General features: G+C 71.8%; 16 protein-coding genes. 3 read left to right on the top strand and 13 right to left on the bottom strand.

Going from position 1 to position 18,006, the window contains the following annotated elements; all coding sequences use genetic code 11:
• From VF139_00505 to VF139_00565, 13 genes are all read right to left on the bottom strand, one after another.
• On the bottom strand, positions 1-1,351 hold a 1,351-nt coding region (locus VF139_00505), incomplete at its 3' end, for a VCBS repeat-containing protein (GenBank protein ID HEX6849856.1).
• 70 nt (positions 1,352-1,421) lie between these two features.
• The gene (locus tag VF139_00510; GenBank protein ID HEX6849857.1) at positions 1,422-3,593 is read right to left on the bottom strand and encodes a CHAT domain-containing protein; all 2,172 of its coding nucleotides are present in this window, start codon (positions 3,591-3,593) and stop codon (positions 1,422-1,424) included.
• 4 nt (positions 3,594-3,597) lie between these two features.
• Positions 3,598-4,131: a hypothetical protein gene (locus VF139_00515; protein ID HEX6849858.1), complete on the bottom strand. Its 534-nt coding sequence runs from the start codon at positions 4,129-4,131 to the stop codon at positions 3,598-3,600.
• Positions 4,128-4,625: an RNA polymerase sigma factor gene (locus VF139_00520; GenBank protein ID HEX6849859.1), complete on the bottom strand. Its 498-nt coding sequence runs from the start codon at positions 4,623-4,625 to the stop codon at positions 4,128-4,130. The genes VF139_00515 and VF139_00520 overlap by 4 nt, the downstream gene beginning before the upstream one ends.
• Positions 4,626-4,654: 29 nt before the next feature.
• The gene (locus VF139_00525) at positions 4,655-5,290 is read right to left on the bottom strand and encodes an RNA pseudouridine synthase (protein HEX6849860.1); all 636 of its coding nucleotides are present in this window, start codon (positions 5,288-5,290) and stop codon (positions 4,655-4,657) included.
• Entirely contained in the window at positions 5,287-7,464 is a 2,178-nt protein-coding gene (locus tag VF139_00530; GenBank protein HEX6849861.1) for a DPP IV N-terminal domain-containing protein, read from the bottom strand. Before VF139_00530 ends, VF139_00525 begins: the two co-directional genes overlap by 4 nt.
• An 11-nt stretch (positions 7,465-7,475) precedes the next feature.
• Positions 7,476-8,135 (bottom strand): hypothetical protein, encoded by a 660-nt coding sequence (locus VF139_00535; protein HEX6849862.1) that lies wholly within the window; start codon positions 8,133-8,135, stop codon positions 7,476-7,478.
• Positions 8,136-8,173: 38 nt separating this feature from the next.
• Positions 8,174-9,475, bottom strand: a complete 1,302-nt coding sequence (locus tag VF139_00540) for an acetyl-CoA hydrolase/transferase C-terminal domain-containing protein (GenBank protein ID HEX6849863.1) — start codon at positions 9,473-9,475, stop codon at positions 8,174-8,176.
• Between the two features lies 1 nt (position 9,476).
• Positions 9,477-10,598, bottom strand: coding sequence for an alanine dehydrogenase (locus VF139_00545; GenBank protein ID HEX6849864.1), 1,122 nt, complete (start codon positions 10,596-10,598; stop codon positions 9,477-9,479).
• 3 nt (positions 10,599-10,601) lie between these two features.
• Entirely contained in the window at positions 10,602-10,868 is a 267-nt protein-coding gene (locus VF139_00550; GenBank protein ID HEX6849865.1) for a hypothetical protein, read from the bottom strand.
• On the bottom strand, positions 10,865-12,313 hold the full coding sequence (locus VF139_00555) for a 2-oxoacid:acceptor oxidoreductase family protein (GenBank protein HEX6849866.1): 1,449 nt from the start codon (positions 12,311-12,313) through the stop codon (positions 10,865-10,867). Before VF139_00555 ends, VF139_00550 begins: the two co-directional genes overlap by 4 nt.
• A 3-nt stretch (positions 12,314-12,316) precedes the next feature.
• Positions 12,317-13,699, bottom strand: coding sequence for a 3-methyl-2-oxobutanoate dehydrogenase subunit VorB (gene vorB, locus VF139_00560; protein ID HEX6849867.1), 1,383 nt, complete (start codon positions 13,697-13,699; stop codon positions 12,317-12,319).
• Positions 13,700-13,838: 139 nt separating this feature from the next.
• Positions 13,839-15,113 carry a PLP-dependent aminotransferase family protein gene (locus VF139_00565; GenBank protein ID HEX6849868.1) on the bottom strand — a complete coding sequence of 425 codons (1,275 nt, stop codon included), beginning with the start codon at positions 15,111-15,113 and terminating at the stop codon, positions 13,839-13,841.
• A gap of 153 nt (positions 15,114-15,266) precedes the next feature.
• Here VF139_00565 and VF139_00570 point away from each other — a divergent pair, with 153 nt between their 5' ends.
• From VF139_00570 to VF139_00580, 3 genes are read left to right on the top strand one after another with little or no spacing between them, the layout of a single operon-like run.
• On the top strand, positions 15,267-16,298 hold the full coding sequence (locus tag VF139_00570; GenBank protein ID HEX6849869.1) for an NADH:flavin oxidoreductase/NADH oxidase: 1,032 nt from the start codon (positions 15,267-15,269) through the stop codon (positions 16,296-16,298).
• Positions 16,295-17,275, top strand: coding sequence for an NAD-dependent epimerase/dehydratase family protein (locus VF139_00575; GenBank protein ID HEX6849870.1), 981 nt, complete (start codon positions 16,295-16,297; stop codon positions 17,273-17,275). The genes VF139_00570 and VF139_00575 overlap by 4 nt, the downstream gene beginning before the upstream one ends.
• Positions 17,272-17,991 (top strand): DUF1295 domain-containing protein, encoded by a 720-nt coding sequence (locus tag VF139_00580; GenBank protein HEX6849871.1) that lies wholly within the window; start codon positions 17,272-17,274, stop codon positions 17,989-17,991. Before VF139_00575 ends, VF139_00580 begins: the two co-directional genes overlap by 4 nt.
• Positions 17,992-18,006: the final 15 nt, after the last annotated feature.

Raw genomic sequence — 18,006 nt, forward strand, 5'->3', positions numbered from 1 at the left:
GCCGGAAGCCGTTCAGGAAGAGCCAGTGACGCTTCTCCACCGCGGGGACCGTTCCGTCGTCGTTCACGTTGGTGACGTGGTACCCGTATTCGTTCCAGAGCGGTCGCGCCGGGCCCCAGGGATCCCCGGCGGATTCGAACGCGAAGACGCCGTGGTCGGTTCCCAGGCCGCAGTTGGAGTTGGCGCCGACGAGGATCTCCGCGCTCCCGTCGACGTCCACGTCGGCCACGGTCGGATACTCCGTCCACGTGCACGAGCTGAGCGCGGTCTGCCGGAGCACGGCACCGTCGTTTCCCCGGAAGACCCTCAGGAAGTACTCGTCCCGGTGAACGATCTCGGCCGCGCCGTTCGCGTCCAGGTCGAACGCGGCGATTCCCGCTCGCTGTGAGCTCGCATCGGAGATCGCGGCGTTCCACTTCAACTGTCCGTCGGACTCGAAGACGGCGAGTTGGTAGGAGGCCGAAACGGCGATCTCCGGCGTGCCGTCGCCCTCCACGTCCGCCAGCGTCGGTGGCCCTCCCAGCCCGCCGCCGGGGATGGAAACCGGACCCCAGCGGGTCGTTCCGCTCTCCCCATCCAGGAGCCGCACTCTCCCCCCCTCGACGAGGACCACCTCCGGGAAGGAATCGCCGTCGAGGTTCGCGACCGCCGTGTAGCCGTCGGGGGCGGGGTTGGTCCACAACACGCCGCCGCCCGCCGTGTAGGCGGTGGGACCGGCGAGGACCTCGAGATCGCCGTCGAGGTCGAGGTCGACGACGACGGAGTGCGGACCGAGGATCGGCTTGCCGCTCGTCCCGGTACCGGTCCACATAAGGGTCCCGTCGTTCCGAACGGCCTGCCGACCCATCACGATCTCCGGGGTTCCGTCGCCGTCCAGATCGGCCAGCGAGGGCGCGCCTGCGGCGCAGACGTCCGACAGGAACCACGTCGCCTTCCACTTGAGGGTGCCGTCGTGCTCGAGCACCAGGAGCTTCCCTCCGCTCTCGTCGACGGTCACGATTTCGGGCCGCCCGTCGCCGTCGATGTCGCCGAGAGCGACCGTGCACGTCGCGTTCACCAGAACGCCCGGGACGACGAGCTCCCGCCCGTCGTCGCCGCTCACGACCCGGACCACGCCGGGCAGGATCATGGCGCCGCTGCTCGAATCGGTGGCCGTGAACACCACGTCCGGCGTGCCGTCCGCGTTCATGTCCATGACGAGCGGAGTCGAGACGACGTGCACGTGGTTCGGGAACGGATCCCCCGAGCCCGCCGTCGTCCAGGACCACTCGAGCGCCAGGCCTTGAGCGCGGGTCGGGGGCACCAGCAACAGCGGGGCGAGGAGAACGAACCCCCAGCGGATGGACTTCATGGCAACCCCTCCCCGGAGCGGCGGGAAACGCCCCATGGGAAGGAAAGACGGCCGCGCGAGCGGGATTGACTCAGGCCGGACGGCGACGACGGACGAGAATCCACGCACCCGCGGCGACGGCGAGCACGAGTCCGAACATCGCGAACCACGCGGCGTCGCGTCCGAGCGACTCGGAGAAGCGAAGGCGTGTCTCGCCGTCGCCGACGAGGACGAGGCCGGCCCACGCCGCGGGCGGCGCCCCGGCGCGGATCCGCTCGCGCTGGGCGGCGGCGAGCGCCGCGGCGACCGTCTCCCCGCGGGCGAGCGCGCGGTAGAAGGGGGCGAACAACGCGGCGGCCTCGTCGTCGGCGAGGGGCCAGAGGCTCCCGACCACCGTGCGCGTCCCTCCGGCGAGGAACCCGCGGACCAGGCTCTGGACGCCGTCCCCTTCGACCACCTCGCCCGAGGCGCTCCCGCAGTTCGCGAGCACCACGACCCGGTCGCGGATACGAAGCTCCGCGGCCTCGCGGATCGTCAGTTGCCCGTCCTCGCCGGCGTCGCCGCGGGAGAGGAGGATGCACGAGCGCTCGGGATGGTCGCCGTCGATCCGCGCGTGGGCGGCGAGGTGGAACAGGCCGAACCGCTCCGAGGCGGAACGCTTCAGACGAGCCTCGCTCGCGTCGGCGTCCTCGATCACCCTCGAGCCGTGCCCGAGCAGCCGCGCCACCAGGCGCCCCTCGCGACGCGCATTCGGAAGCGGGACCGTCCCCGTGGCCGCGTCCTGGACGGGGTCGGCGAGGACGAGCGCGCGCCCATCGACCTCCGGGGCCGTGTCGAGGTGCCGCCGGTACCACGCGGTGACCGAGGGGGACGATTCGATCTCGTAGCGCGCGGCGAGCGGGGGATCGGCGGGAGCGGGGCGCAGCGCCGCGAACGGGAGCTCGTGCAGCGGCCCTTCGGGGACGATCACGAGGCGGCGGGTCGACGCCGGCAGGTCGTCGAGGGCTTCGCGAAGGAGCGCCCCGTGAAGTCGCGCCGAACCGTCGACCTCCGTCCGGTCTCTGGCCGGGAACAGCCCCGTGAAGAGGGGGACCTCCCGCTCGAGCGTCGCGAGCTCCGGGACGCGATAGGCGCGCGTTCGCTCCCGCGTGTGGACGAGAAGCCAGGAGCCGCCGTTGTCGTAGTACCCCTTGCCCACGAGGTCGCCGAGGGAGAAGGCGAGGATCGCCTCGTCGGCGCGGAGCGTTCGCTCGACCGAGGCGAGCGGCGGCGGCTCGCCGTCGTCGGCGATCGTCACTTCCGCGGCGTCCATCTCCTCGAGGAGCGTCCTGGCGCGACGGCGCTCCGCGACCGCGAACGCGCGCTCGAGGTCGAGCCGGTCGGGAACGCGGGAAGGCGGGCCGACGAGGTGCCCGAAGACCCGCTGGTAGAAGAAGGTCCACTGCGAGAACAGGCGCGACCGGACCTCGGCGGCCGACTGCCGGCTCCGGAGCTCCTCGATCGCGCGCAGGGCGTCGAGGCTCGCCCGCCAGGCCGCCTCGCGGTCCGGCCCGAGCCACGCGAGCGAGGCGACGATGATCCGCGTGCGGACGATCGCCTGGAGGTCCCCCTTCGACTCCGCCAGCGCGACAGCGTCGCCAAGCAGCCGGGTCGCGCGCGCCGGGTCCCTCGGCTCGTACCGCGCGAGGCTCTCCGCCAGGAACCGCATCGCCATCAGCCGATTGGAGAGCTCGCCCGCGCGGTCGAGCTCGTCGATCGCCTCTTCGAGGTGACGACGGATCTCCGCCCGATCCTCGACGAGCTGCGCCAGGTAGAGGTGCGACGTTCCGAGCACTTGGGCGTTGTTCCCGGCCTCGGCGGCGCGGATCGCGGCCTCGACGTAGGGGGTCAGCTCCCGTTTCTGCTCGCGGGTCATCTCCCCGCGCGGGAAGGTCTTGGAGAAGGCGAGCGCCACGTTCGCGAGCGCCGCGGCCTCCTCGTGCCGGTCCCCGAGCGCGGCCCACAGCGCCGCCTCCTCGCGGAAGGCGAGCAGCGCCGCCGGCCAGCGCGTGGTCGCCATCGCCGTCGCGCCGCGCAGGGCGAGGAGCCTCGCCCGGAGGCGGCCGTCTCCGGGAGGGCCGAGGCGGCGCTCGGCGTCGTCCAGGATCCCCTCGGCCCGCGCGTATTCCGCGGCGGCGTGGGCGCGCCGGGCCTCCTCGATCGACGCCTCGAACGACGGCCCCTCCGCCGCGAGCACCACGACCGCGAACGCGAGGGCGATCACGGGCTCACTCGCGCGCCACCCGGAAGGTCCTCGAGCGGATCGTCCTCCCGTCGGCCGTGCGGGCGACGACCTGCCAGAGGAGCGGCTCTCCGGGAGCGAGGATCCCCGGAGGAACGGCGAGCTCGGGGACGGCGAGCCCGCCTCGAACCTCGAGCACGGTGAGGTCCGCTCGCGCCAGCGTGACCGCGTACGTGGCCCCTTCGATCGGAGTCCAGCGCAGCACGGGGTCTCCCGGCGCCCCGAGGGACTCGATCGTCGGCGCGGCGTCGAGCCGGAATATCGGCGCGACCGCGGGCTCGGGCGCGCGCCAGAACCAGGCTCCGAGCGCGACGGCCGCCACGGCGGCCGCCGCGGCCGTCCACCACGCCGTCCGGAACGACGACGAGCGCGGCGGGAGCACCTCGCGCGCGAGCGCGGCGGCCTCACGGCAGGAACGGCAGTCGGCGACGTGCAGGGCGACCGCGCGCGCGCGATCCGCATCCAGCGTCCCGCTCGCGAGGTCCCAGATTTCGGCGGGGGCAGGGCAGTCTTCGCTCACGCGCGGAATCCCTTCCCCGACAGGCACGTGCGCAGATCGACCATCCCCCGGAAGACCAGGTTGCGCGCGGCCTTGTCGGTCCAGTGCAGCGACACCGCGATCTCCTTCGCCGAGAAGCCGGCGAGGTGGAGGCCGACGGCGATCCGTCGTGGCTCGAGGAGCCCCCGGAGGCAGGCGTCGACGGCGTCGTCGAGCCCCGAGGGGTCCGTCCCCGACGGATCGGCCGGCTCGGCCCGACCGGGATCCTCCGCATCCCAAGGCACCTCGGGGCGCCGCCTCAGCCGTCGGATCTCGTCCACCGTCGCCGAATACGCGACCCTCCATAGGTAGGACGCCGCCGGTGGAGTGCTTGCCTCACGGGCGCTTCCCTGAAGGAGTTTCACGAGGGCGTTCTGGACGATGTCCTCGGCGCGGCCGCGCAGCCAACCCGGGCAGACCTGACGCACCGCGCGAACGAGGCGGCCTCGGATCTCGGCATAGTCCGGAGAGGTCATGCCGCCGCTCGCTTCGGGGCCAAGGAAGGCTAGCGCAGGGAGGATACACCCAGGTCGGCGGGGATCTCCGCCTCCACCTCCACGGGCGCGTCCTCTTGGGGATCGTCGAACCGGATCCGCCACGCGTGCAGCGTCAGCCGCCCCTCGCCTTTTCCGCCGTACAGCGGGTCGACGAGCAGCGGCATCCCCGCGAAGCGCAGGTGCACCCGGATCTGGTGCTGCCGGCCGGTGCGCGGGTGGACCTCGAGGAGCGCACGGTTCCCCTCGCGGCGCACGACCCTCCAGTCGGTGCGCGCGGGGTGCGCCCCCGGCTCGCCGGGTGCGGCGGGGCGCATCTTCCCCTTGCGGGCGGCATGGAGGGGCACGTCGATGGCGCCGGTATCCTCGGCGGGGGCGGGGGAGACGACGGCGAGGTAGGTCTTCTCGATCCGGCCGTGCTCGAAGGCCGCGCACAGGGCCCGGTGGGCCTCGGGATTCCGCGCGAAGAGGACGACCCCGGAGGTCCCGCGGTCGAGGCGGTGCACGACCCACAACGGCTCGCCGCGCTCGCGCTCCACGATGCGCCTCAGACAGCCTTCCGGGTCTTCGTCGCGCGCCGGGACGACCACGACGCCGGCGGGTTTGTCGACGGCGATCCAGCCGGGCCCCTCGGCGAGGACCTTCATCGACGGTTCCGGACGTGGGCGTCGAAGAACTCCGCGGTGCGCCGCTCGAGGGCGAGACCCGTTTCGGGACCGCGCCGCGCGAGATGGGTCGTGTTGGCGATCGGCGCGAGCTCGACCGGCTTCCCGAGGCGGAACAAGGCGTCGGCGAGCCGGAGCGAGTGCAGGAAGTAGACGTTGTCGTCGGCGGTGCCGTGCACGATCAGCAGCGGTCGCGTCAGGCCCGACACGTACGGGAGCACGCTCGAATGCCGGTAGCCCTCGGGGTTGTCCGCGGGAAGGCCGAGGTAACGCTCGGTGTAGTGCGTGTCGTAGTCGAGCCAGTCGACGACCGGGGCCCCGGCGACGGCGGCGTGGAAGACGTCGCCGCGCGCGGCGACGGCCAGCGCCGCCGCGTAACCGCCGTACGACCAGCCGTAGATCCCGACGCGGCGCAGATCCATCTCGGGGACCCGCGCCGCGGCCTCCCGGAGGGCGCGCACCTGGTCCTCGAGGAGCGGGGTGGCGAGGTCGCCGCGGATCGCGCGCTCGAAGGCGCGGCCGCGATTCGCGATCCCGCGGTTGTCGGCGGTGAAGACGATCCACCCGCGATCGGCCATCGCCTGGAGCCGCACGAACTCCGAGGCGCCGACGGAGTCGCGGACTTCGCCGGCGGAAGGGCCCCCGTAGATCCAGACCAGGACGGGGTACTTCCGGCCGGGGACGAAGTCGCGCGGACGCACGACGGCGGCCTCGAGGCCTCCGGCACGCAGGAACGTGACGTCCGGGGGCGACGGCAGGGGAATCGAATCCGACGGGAGGATGCCGGTGCGGGACCCGTCGCCGCGAAACACCGTCACGACGGGAGGCGACTCCAGCGACTGGGACGTCACCGCGTACGTCCGCGACCCCTTCGCGAAAACCCCCTCGTGCTCGCCGCGTCCCGAGGTGAGGGCGCGGGGCGCTCCGCCGTCGAGGGGGATCTCCCACAGGTGGTCGGTCTTCGGGTCGTCCGAGCCCTGCACGATCGCGACGCGCCGAACCGCGTCGACGTGCACGAGCGATCGCAGGCGGAACACGTTGCCGGGATTCAGCACGCGCTGAAGCGTCCCGTCCGCGTGGCGCAGCTGCAGCCGCATCTCGCCGTCCGACTCGGAGATCCAGAGGAACCCGGATCCGTCGGGTAGCCAGCGCGGCACGCCGTCGTGGAGGTTGAGCCACGCGTCGTCGGTCTCGCGGAGGAGCTCGCGGGTCGTGCCGGTCGCGGGGTCCACGGCGAGCAGGACCTCCTCGCGCTGATCGCGCGACTGGACGAGCAGCGTCGGGGGCGCGTTCTCGCTCCAGAACATCCGCGCGAGGTAGGGAAATCGCTCGCGGTCCCACGCGATCCAGCGGGTGGCGCCGCCGCCCACGGCGACGATCCCCACGCGCACGACGGCGTTCGCCCGGCCCGCACGCGGGTAGCGGAAGGCGAGCGGCTCCTTCGCGGGGTCGGCGGGGTCGGCGATGTGGAAGACCTCGACCGGTCGTTCGTCGGTCTCCTGGCAGAGGAGGACGCGCGAGTCGGGAGACCACGCGTACCCCGAGTGGCGGCCCATCTCCTCCTGGGCGACGAACTCCGCGGCGCCGTAATGGAGCTCCGCCGTTCCGCCGGTGGTGACCGGGCGGAAGGTCCCCGCGGCGAGGTCGGCGACGTGGAGGTCGTGGTCCTTCACGTAGGCGACGAGCCGTCCGTCGGGGGAGAACCGCGGGTCGACGGCCCCTTCGGCCCCCGGGACCGGACGCGTCTCGCCCGACTCGAGGTCGACGACCGAGATCCCCTCCTTCGGGACGAGGGCGAAGCGGCCGTCGTCGGAGAGCCGGTACCAGGCGATTCCGCTCGTCGAGATCCGCTGGCGCTCGCGCCGTGCGGCCTCCTCGACGGTGAGTTGCTCCGGCTCGCCGCCGGCGACCCGACGCGTCGTCCCGGAGGCGACGTCGAAGGCGTAGAGGGCGCTGACGGCGTCGCGCGGTCCCGTGCGCAGAAAGGTGACCCGCGCGCCGTCCGCGGCGATCTCGACCGACTTCGGCGTTCCCGCCGTGTACGAGCGGGTCTCCAGGATCTCGCGGGTGCGGGCCTCGTCGAAGGGCGGGGGGGGATCGGCCGGGCGCGGGCAGCCCAGGAGCACGAGCAGCGGGACGACGATCGTGCGGCGCATCGAGCCGGATCTTACCGCTCGATCTCCATCTCGCCCGCGTCGGGGGGGACGAAGAGCAGCAAGGCCGCCGCGGTCGCCGCCTCGATCGAGCTTCCCTCGCGCAGCCACACGCGGCCGCGGTTGATCGTCTCCACCGCGCCGATCGCCGTTCCGTCGCGCAGAAGGACATACCCCGCGGGATCGCCCATCGGGATCCGGCTCCCCTCCAGGCGATGTTGCGAGCGGACCTCGATCGTGGCCGTCGACTCGACCTTCCCCTCGAACCGCCCGTTCCCCTCCGTCGTCATCCGGAAGGTCGTGACTTCGCCGTCGGCGGCCCGGTACGCGCAGGCGAGCGCGGGGCGATTCCGGGGTTGGCGGACGTCGACCTGGATCCCCTTGAACCAGGCCTTGGTGTCCTTGGCGAAGCACTCGACGTCGAGCGCGCCGTCTCGACCCTCGACCCGGAACCGGTACGGGGTGGTCGCCGTGCCGCCTCCGAGGTGGAGCGCCTGGGCGGCGAACCCGGAGGTTCCGGGCTCGTCGACGGCGACGGCTTTCCAGGGGCCGAACGCGAGCGGCCTCTCCCACCGCCGGGGGTTCGCCCCCTCGACGGCGAGGGGCTCGATCCCGGCGAGGGCCGGGTCGAGGGCGAGACGGGCGGCGGCGGCGAGCACCACGGCGCTGATCATCGAGGGAGGATACGCGGGATGCGGGTGCGGTCCGCCAGCTACGAGAGCAGTCTCCGCTTCCTCGCCGCGGCCTCGAGCTCGTCCCGGAACCTCGGGTCGGCGATCGCGATCAGCTCCCTCGCCCGCTCCCGCAGCGACTTCCCGTACAGGCTCGCGACCCCGTGCTCGGTGACGACGTAGTGGACGTCGCCGCGCGTGGTCACGACGCCCGAGCCCGGGGCGAGGGTGTCCACGATCCGGGAGACCGCGCCGTCGCGCGCGGTCGAGGGGAGGGCGATGATCGGCTTTCCGCCGCGGGATCGCGCGGCGCCGCGGATGAAGTCGAGCTGGCCGCCGAAGCCGGAGTAGATCTTCGTGCCGATCGAGTCCGCGCAGACCTGACCGGTGAGGTCCACCGCGAGCGCGGAGTTGATCGCGGTCATCTTGTCGTTCTGCGCGATCACGAACGGGTCGTTGACGTAGTCGGAGGGGTGGAACTCGACGAAGGGGTTGTTGTCGAGGAAGTCGAAGGTCTTCTTCCCGCCGATCACGAACGACGCGACGATCTTCCCGCGATGGAGCGTCTTCGCCTCGCCGGTGATCACGCCGCGCTCGAACAGGTCGACGACGCCGTCGGAGAACATCTCGGTGTGGATGCCCAGATGGCGCTTGCGGTCGAGGAAGAGGAGGACCGCGTCCGGGATCTCGCCGATCCCCATCTGCAGGGTCGCGCCGTCCTCGATCAGCGAGGCGATGTGCGCGCCGATGGCTCGCGCGGTGTCCCCAATCTCCGGCGCCTGGGGGAACTCGAGGACCGGACGGTCGATCTCGACGACGTGGGTCAGGCGCGAGACGTGGATGAACGCGTCGCCGAGCGCCCGCGGCATCCGGGGGTTGACGAGCGCGATCACCGTCCGGGCGCGCTCGGCCGCGGCCTTCGAGCACTCGACCCCCACGCCGAACGAACAGAAGCCGTGTTCGTCGGGAGGGGCGAGGTGCAGGAACGCGACGTCCACCGGGAGCAGCCCCCGCTGCATGAGGCCGGGAATCTCGGAGAGGAAGACGGGGACGAAGTCCGCGCGCCCGTCGTTCACCGCTTCCCGCACGTTCGGGCCGGTGAACAGGGCCCGGTGCCGGAACGACGAGGCGAAGCGCGGCTCGGCGTAGTCGGCGCGGCCGAGCGTCAGCAGGTGCGCGACGGTGACGTCCCGGAGGTCGCCGGCGCGCGCGACGAGCGCCTGCACCAGCTCGTCGGGGCTGTTGCACCCGGCGTGGACCCAGACGTGGTCCCCCGAACGGATCGAGGAGGCCGCGTCGGCGGCCGTGGTCACCCGCTCGCGGTACACCGCGCTCCACGCCACGTCAGCCTCGGTCCGCTTGGGGAAGGGGCTCGCACGGGAGCCGGAACGCCTCGGCGAGGCTGGGCATCGCGACGCGCCCCCGCCAGAGGTAGGTCGCCGCGCTCAGCTCCGAGCTGCGCGCGATCGCCGCTTCCGCCCCCAGGCTCGCGATCTCGAGCAGCCACGGGAGCGAGACGTTCGTCCACGCCAGGGTCGACGAGCGCGAGGCGATCGAAGGGAGATTGGGGACGCAGAAGTGCCGGATCCCTTCGGCTTCGTACACGGGGTCCGGGAACTCCGTGGGGCGCGAGGTCTCGCAGCAGCCGCCCATGTCGATCGAGAGGTCCATCAGCACCGAGCGCGGCCGCATCTTGCGCAGCATCTCCCGCGTGACGACGATCGGCGCGCGCCGGCCGTGCTCGGCGACCGCGCACAACGCGACGTCGGCGAACGACAGGGCCTTCTCGAGGTTCGGCGGGGTCGACACGAGGGTCTCCACGCGGTGTCCGGTCTCCCGGAGCGCGTCGCGCAGGCGCTCGACGTCGCGGTCGAGGAGCATGACGTTCGCTCCGAGCTCGGAGGCGATCCGCGCGGCGGTCCGGCCGAGGGTGCCGGCGCCGACCACGACGAAGTGCGCGGGGGGGACGCCGGGGGCGCCGCCGAGGAGGATCCCCTTGCCGCCGAACGCGTTGAGCAGCAACCCCGCTCCGACGGTGACCGCGATCGGCCCCGCGATCTCCGACATCGCGCGCATGATGGGGGAGCGCCCCTGGGCATCCTCCATCGCCTCGACGCCGATGGCGGTGACCCCGCGCTCGCGCAGGACGTCGAGGTCGTCCCGTCGGGCGGAAGGAAGCGCCCAGAACGCGAAGATCGTCTGGCCGGAAGGCAGATCGGCGAACTCGCGCGGCTCGGGGGCGAAGACCGACGCGACGAGCGCCGCCCGGACGAGGACCTCCTGCCGGCCGTAGGCGATCGTGGCCCCCGCCGCGGAGTACTCCTGGTCGGGATACCCCGAGCGCTCGCCGGCCCCCGTCTCGACCCAGACGCGGTGACCGTGGTGGACGAGGGTCTGCACCCCCGACGGCGTCAACCCGACCCGGCGCTCGCGTGCGCGGGTCTCCTTCGGGACGCCGATGTCCACGGCCTAGACCCCGGACTTGAGCACGTTCCGGAGCTCGGTGATCCGTCCGACGCAGTCCGGGCAGCCGTCGCACGGGCGCAGCAGGCTTCCACACGGGACGCCGTCCCCCTGGCACTCGGCGCACCGCGGGGACGCGCAGTAGGCGACGAGCTCGCCGAGGAGCCGGACCAGCTCCCGCCGCAGCGGGCTGTCGGGGATCTGCTCCATCTCCCGGAAGATCCGGGTTTCCGACCACTCCGTCTCGTGGGGATCGACCTGTTGCAGGCTCATGGGCGGACCTCCGGGGACGTGGCGGCGAGGCACTCGCGGGCGACCTTCACGCCCGACGCGAAGGCCTGCTCGTTCAGAGGGATCAGCGCGCACTTGTCCTTGAGCGCGCTGCGGATCGTGGTCAGGAACGTCTCCTCGGGGAAGAGGTCGGCCGCTCCGGCGAGCGCGCCGAGGGCGACGATGTTCTTGACCACGACGCGGCCGAGGTCCCTGGCGATCTCGGACGCCGGGACGGGGACCAGGCGAACGCCCGGGGCGACCGGCGGCACGTCGTGCACGACCGAGCTGTCGTAGACGATGATCCCGCCCGGCTTCACCGTCGGTCCGAACTTCGCGAGGCTCGGGGCGTTGAACGCGACGAGCAGGTGCGGCTCGGGGGCCGACGGGGAGAGGACCTCCTCGCGCGCGATGCGCACGTCGGCGTAAGACGTGCCGCCGCGCGACTCGGGGCCGTAGCTCGGGATGTGCGTCGCGTCGAATCCCTCGTGGATCGCCGCGAGGGTGAGCAGCATCGCCGCCGTCTGGGCGCCGTCGCCCCCCGATCCGGCGAGCTTGAGGCCGATGTCGTCGCCGAACCCTTCGGGGAAACGCCGGGCGAAGCGCGGGAGCTTCTCGCCGGAGGCGCCGATCTTCGCGGCCACGACCTCGCCGTCGTACGACGGAGCCTTCCACTCGGGCCAGGGCTCGGGGGGCACGTCCTTCTTCACGCCGAGGGGGAAGTGCTGCACCATGACGTCCTTCACCCACTTCTCCGCCTCGAGCGGGGTCATCTTCAGGTGCGTCGGGCACTCCGCGAGGATCTCGACGAAGGCGAACCCCTTGTTCTCGACCTGCAGCTTCATCGCCTTCGCGATCGCCTTCTTGGCGCGGACCCGCTGCTTGGCGTCGTAGAGGGCGACGCGCTCGACGTACACCGGACCGTCCAGCAGCGCGATCTGCTCGGCGACCTTCATCGGCGCGCCCATGAACCGGCCGCGGCCGTGGGGCGAGGTCGCCGTGGTCTGTCCCGGCAGCGTCGTGGGCGCCATCTGACCGCCGGTCATCCCGTAGATCGCGTTGTTCACGAACAACACGGTGATCGGGATCCCGAGCTGCGCCGCCTGGAAGATCTCGGCGAGGCCGATGGACGCGAGGTCGCCGTCCCCCTGGTAGCTGACGACGATGGAGCCCGGGTTCGCGAGCTTGTGGCCGAGCGCGACCGCGGGGGCGCGTCCGTGCGCCGCCTGGGAGTTCCCCACGTCGAGGTAGTAGTACATGAAGACCGAGCAGCCGACGGGGGAGATCGCGACCGTCCGGTCCTGGATCCCGAGCTCGTCGATCGCCTCGGCGAGGTACTTGTGCACGAGGCCGTGCCCGCAGCCGGGGCAGTAGTGGGTGGCGTGGGCCTTGAGCCCGCGCCCGTGGTCGTGACGCTCGAAGCTGTCGTAGAAGACGCTCGTGGACATCGCTTACTCCAGGACCCGTTCGACGATTTCGGTGACGGAAGGGAGCACGCCGCCGTAACGCCTCACGCCGAGGATCGGCGGGAGGGCGAGTCCGGCGTGGCTCGCCGCGAGGCGCACCTCGTCCTCGAGCTGCCCATCGGAGGCTTCGACGACGCAAAGGCGCGACGCGCCGGCGACGGCGCGCTCGAGCGCCTCGACCGGGAACGGCCACAACGTCTGCGGCCGGAAGAGGCCGGCCTTCACGCCCGCCTCGCGGAGCGCGCGTACCGCCCCCTTGGCCATGCGCGCCGGGGTGTTGCACGCGACGAGCAGGACGTCGCAGTCCTCGGTCTCGAAGAGGTCGGCCCGCTGTTCGCGCTCCTGGATGCGGCGGTACTTGGCGATCAGCTCGCGGTTGAAGACCTCGTTGTCGTGCTCGTCGAGGCGGATCGAGCAGATCAGGTTCCCGCGATGGTCGCGATCGCCGTACACGGCCCAATTCGGGATCCCGGGCCTCACCATCGTCTCGGGGAGCGTGACCTTGCCGGTCATCTGCCCGAGGTAGCCGTCCGCGAGGAGGATCACCGGGTTCCGGTAGCGGAACGCCAGCTCGAACGCCAGCATCGTCTGGTCGAGCATCTCCTGCGGGGTCGACGGGGCGAGCACGATCGCGTGGGTGTTGCCGTGGCCGAGCCCGCGGCAGGCGAGCTTGATGTCGGCCTGCTCGGGGGCGATGTTGCCGAGGCCGGGTCCGCCGCGCATCACGTTCACGACGACGGCGGGGAGCTCCGCGCCGATCATGTACGAGATCCCCTCGAGCATCAGGCTGAACCCGGGGGACGACGTGAAGGTCATCGTCGGCAGCCCCGCGCCGGCGGTGCCGTACATGTAGTTGATCGTCGCCACCTCGCTCACCGCCTGGAGGAAGATCCCGTCCATCTCGGGAAGGAGCTTCGCCATCAGCTCGGCGCCTTCGGTCGAGGGGGTGATCGGGTACCCGTAGAAGTGGCGGCACCCCGCGAGCAGCGCCCCCACCGACGACGCGTACGTTCCCTTGAGCACCATCGGGCGGGAGAAGGGAAGCGGCACCCGAGCGTCGGGACGGTCGGCCACGGGTGACGCCGAGGTCGGCCGGGGGCCGTGCAGCGTCGCGGGGTCGATCAGCTCGAAGCCGACCTCCTGCCGGATCGTGGTGTCGAGGCCGTACGGTTCGGGGCAGGCTTGCAGGCACAGGCCGCACGCCGTGCAGTTCTCGAGGTGCAAGGTGACGGGGATGAGCCCCGTCGCCGGGTTGATCTCGGTACCCAGCTCGATGCAGTGCTGCGCGCACGCCTCGATGCACCGCCCGCACCCCTTGCAGTAGTCGGGGATCAGGACGGGCTTGGGCTTTTCCTGGACTCGGGTCATCTCACAACCTCCTCAAGCGGGGTGGACGGAAACTGCAAAGGTCCGGCCACCCTTCGCGGCGCGGCAATCCACCGGAAAACTCCCCGCGCCCGAACTTTTTTTCGACGCCGGCGGCTCGTCCGCAGATTCTGCGGCGCGCTCACGCACGCAGCCGGCGCGCGACCACGAGCGAGAGCCGTCGGATCCCCTCCTCGATCCTGTCCGGTGACGAGTGGGAGAAGTTCAGACGGCAGTGGGGGGCGTCGACGCGCCCCGGGAAGAACGACCCGCCGGGGACGAAGGCGACCTTCTCGGCGAGCGCGTCGTGCAGGAGCTCGGTCGTGTTCACCCCCTCGGGAAGGGAGAGCCACAGGAACAACCCGCCCTGCGGCCTCGTCCAGCGCACCGTGCGCGGGAACCAGCGGTCGAGGGCGGCGAGCATCGCGTCCCTCCGCTCGCGGTAGACGGAGCGGATGTGCTGCACGTGCCGGTCGAGGAACCCCCCGCGCGCCACCTCGTACGCGACCGCCTGGGCGAAGGTCGAGCTGTGGAGGTCGGCCCCCTGCTTCATCTGGACGATGCGCTTGACGATCTCCTCGGGGGCGACGATCCAGCCGATGCGCAGGCCGGGTGCGAGCGTCTTGGAGAGGGTCCCCAGGTACAACACGTCTCCGCGGAAGGTGCGCTCTCCGTGGGCGCAGCCGTGGAACTCCGCGTCGAGGGCGACGATCGACGGGAGGTGCTCTCCCTCGTAGCGCAGCTGGCCGTACGGGTCGTCCTCGACGATCGGGACCCCGTAGTGCGACGCCATGGCGACGAGGGCGTGGCGCCGATCGAGGGAGAGGGTCACCCCCGCGGGGTTCTGGAAGTTCGGGAGGACGTAGAGGAACTTCGGCCCCGCGCGCATCGCCTGCTCGAGGAGCTCGACGCGCAGGCCGTCGTCGTCGATCGGGACCGCGAGGTACTGCGCCTGGTAGGCGTTCCACGCCTGAAGGGCGCCGAGGTAGGTCGGCTCCTCGCACAACACGCGGTCTCCGGGATTGATGAGCACCCTTCCGATGAGGTCGAGGGCCTGCTGGGAGCCCGTCGTCACCACGACGTTGGGCACGTCGACGTCGATCCCGTAACGCTTCATGTGCCGCACGAGCAGCTCGCGCAGCGGCGGGTAACCCTCGGTGGGACTGTACTGCAGCGCCTCCGCGCCGTGGTCGCGCAGGACGCGCTCGCACGCCTCGCGCACCTCCGCGACCGGGAAGATCTCCGGCGCTGGGAGCCCGCCGGCGAACGAGATGATGTCCGGCTTCTGCGTGAGCTTGAGCAGCTCGCGGATGACCGACGCCTGAGAGGCGACGGCGCGCTGCGCCAGTCGGTCCGACCAGCGGGTTTCCTTGGCGGTTTCCGGGAACGCGGACGAAGCGACGAGATGCGGCGGCACGGCCGGCCTCCTGGGGGCTCGGATGGAACAGAGAACGTGCAAATGTCGAGCCGGATAAAAGGACCGTCGCGTGCACGGATCGGCCGCACAATTCAGGCGCTTCCGCTACCCTTCGCCGCGGAGGAATCGATGCCGAGCGCGCTTTTTTCGCCTATGTCCCTCCGCGCGACGACGTTCCGCAATCGCGTCTTCGTCTCGCCGATGTGCCAGTACTCCAGCCTCGACGGGCACGCGACCGACTGGCACCTCGTGCACCTGGGCTCCCGCGCGGTGGGCGGCGCCGGCTGCGTGATCCAGGAGGCGACCGCGGTCGTTCCCGAGGGACGCATCAGCAACGGGGACGCGGGGATCTGGTCGGACGCGCACGTCCCCGGGTACGCGCGGATCGCGGCCTTCGTGCGCGGGCACGGCGCGGTCCCGGCGATCCAGCTCGCGCACGCCGGTCGAAAGGCGTCGACCGACCTCCCGTGGCGCGGCGGAAAACCCGTCGACGGGTGGCCGGTCGTCGGCCCCAGCGCGATCGCCTACGACGACGGATGGCCCGTGCCGCGCGCCCTCACCGCGGAGGAGATCGGCGGGGTCGTGCAGGCGTTCCTCCACGCGACCCGGCGCGGCCTCGAGGCCGGGTTCGAGGTCGTCGAGATCCACATGGCGCACGGCTATCTCCTCCACGAATTCCTGTCGCCGCTGTCGAACCGGCGCGAGGACGCCTGGGGCGGCTCCCTCGAGAACCGGATGCGCCTGCCCCTCGCCGTCGCGCGCGCGGTGCGCGACGCATGGCCGGAGGCGAAGCCGGTCTTCGTGCGCGTCTCCGCTTCCGACTGGGCCGAAGGAGGTTGGGACCTCCCGCAGACGATCGAGCTCGCGAAGCGGCTCAGGGGAATCGGGATCGACCTCGTCGACTGCTCCTCCGGCGGGCTCGTCCCGCACCAGAAGCTCGTGCCCGGGCCGGGTTACCAGGTTCCCTTCGCCGACGCCGTCCGCCGCGAGGCGGGGATCGCGACCGGGGCGGTCGGGATGATCACCGAGCCCGAGCAGGCGGAATCGATCGTCGCGCAGGGGAAGGCCGACGTCGTCCTTCTGGCCCGCGAGATACTGCGCGATCCGTACTGGCCGCTGCACGCCGCCTCGAAGCTCGGCGCTTCGATCGACTGGCCCGTCCAGTACCTGAGGGCCAAGATCTGAGACTCGCCGTCGTCACCGGGGCCTCGGGGCACGCCGGGGCCAATCTCGTCCGCGCGCTCCTCGACGAGGGACGCGCCGTGAGGTGCCTCGTCCGCGAGGACGTCCGCGCCCTCGAGGGGCTCGACGTCGAGGCCGTTCGCGGCGACGTCGGCGACGTGGCGTCGCTCGAGCGCGCCTTCGCCGGAGCGGGGACGGTCTTCCACCTCGCCGCGCGGATCTCGATCGTCGGGGAGGAGGACGGCGCCGTCCTGCGCACGAACGTCGACGGCGTGCGGAACGTCGTCGAGGCCTGTCGCGCGAAGGGAATCGGCCGCCTCGTCCACTTCAGCTCGATCCACGCCCTGCACGACCCGGGGGCGGGAGCGCCGATCGACGAGGACGCCGAGCCCGCCGACTTCGAGTGGCTCCCCGCCTACGACCGCAGCAAGGCGGCGGGGGAGAGGATCGTGCGCGAGGCGGTGGCCCGCGGTTTCAACGCGGTGATCGTGAATCCGACCGCGATCGTAGGGCCGCACGACGAGAAGCCGTCCCGGATGGGGCGCGTCCTGCTCGACCTCGCGAAGGGGCGGATGCCCGCGCTCGTCCACGGCGGGTACAACTGGGTCGACGCGCGCGACGTCGCGAGGGGGGCGATCGCCGCCGAGCAGAAGGGGAACGCGGGTCAGCGTTACCTCCTCTCGGGGACCTGGAAGCCGATCGCCGACGTCGCGGCGATCGTGCACGCCTGCGGAGGCGCCGCGCCCCCGCGGATGAACGTGCCCCTCGGCGTCGCCGCCGCGGTCGCGCCGCTCGCCTTGGCGGCGTCGCGCCTCGTCGGCGCGGAGCCGCTGTTCACCCCCGATGCGATCCGCGCGTTGCGCTGCCACCGGGAGATCGTCCCTCGGCGGTCGATCGCGGAGCTGGGGTGGTCGCCGCGCCCGATCGAAGCGACGATCGCCGACACCCTGGCGTGGTTCCGGACGAAGGGGATGTGGTGATCGTCGCGACTTGGACCTGGATCGCGATCGCCGCGATCACCTTCGCCGTGTTGTTGAAGGTGGACGCCCCGTACGGCCGTCACGCCCGGAGGGGATGGGGGCCGATGCTCCCGGCCTGGATGGGATGGATCGTGATGGAGCTCCCCTCGCCGGTGCTGATCGCGGGGTTCTGGTTCGCGAGCCCGTATCGATCCGATCCCGCGAGCGTCGCGCTGATGGCGGCCTGGGTCGGGCACTACGTCTACCGCACGCTGATCTTCCCGTTCCTGGGCGCGGGGAACAAGGCGCCGATGCCCGCGTCGATCGCGGCGAGCGCGTTCGGCTTCAACCTCGTGAACGGCTCGCTCAACGGGTACGGGATGTTCCATGTCGACGGGGTTCGGGAGGTCGGCGCAAGGTTCGTCGGCGGGATGGCGCTCTTCGCCGCGGGTTTCCTGATCCACGTGAAGTCGGACGCGATCCTGCGGTCGCTCAGGAAGCCGGGGGAGTCCGGGTACCGGATCCCGCGGGGCTTTCTCTTCCGCTGGGTGAGCTGTCCGAACTACCTCGGCGAGGTCGTCGAGTGGATCGGGTTCGCGATCGCGGCGGGGACGTTGTGGCCCGCGTCGTTCGCGGCGTGGACGGTCGCCAACCTCGTGCCGCGGGCCTTTGCGCACCATCGCTGGTACGTCTCTACCTTCGAAGAGTATCCGAAGGGGCGACGGGCGATTCTGTAAGAAAAAGGGGCCTGA

Source organism: Candidatus Polarisedimenticolaceae bacterium (genome assembly GCA_036376135.1).
GTDB lineage: Bacteria > Acidobacteriota > Polarisedimenticolia > Polarisedimenticolales > DASRJG01 > DASVAW01.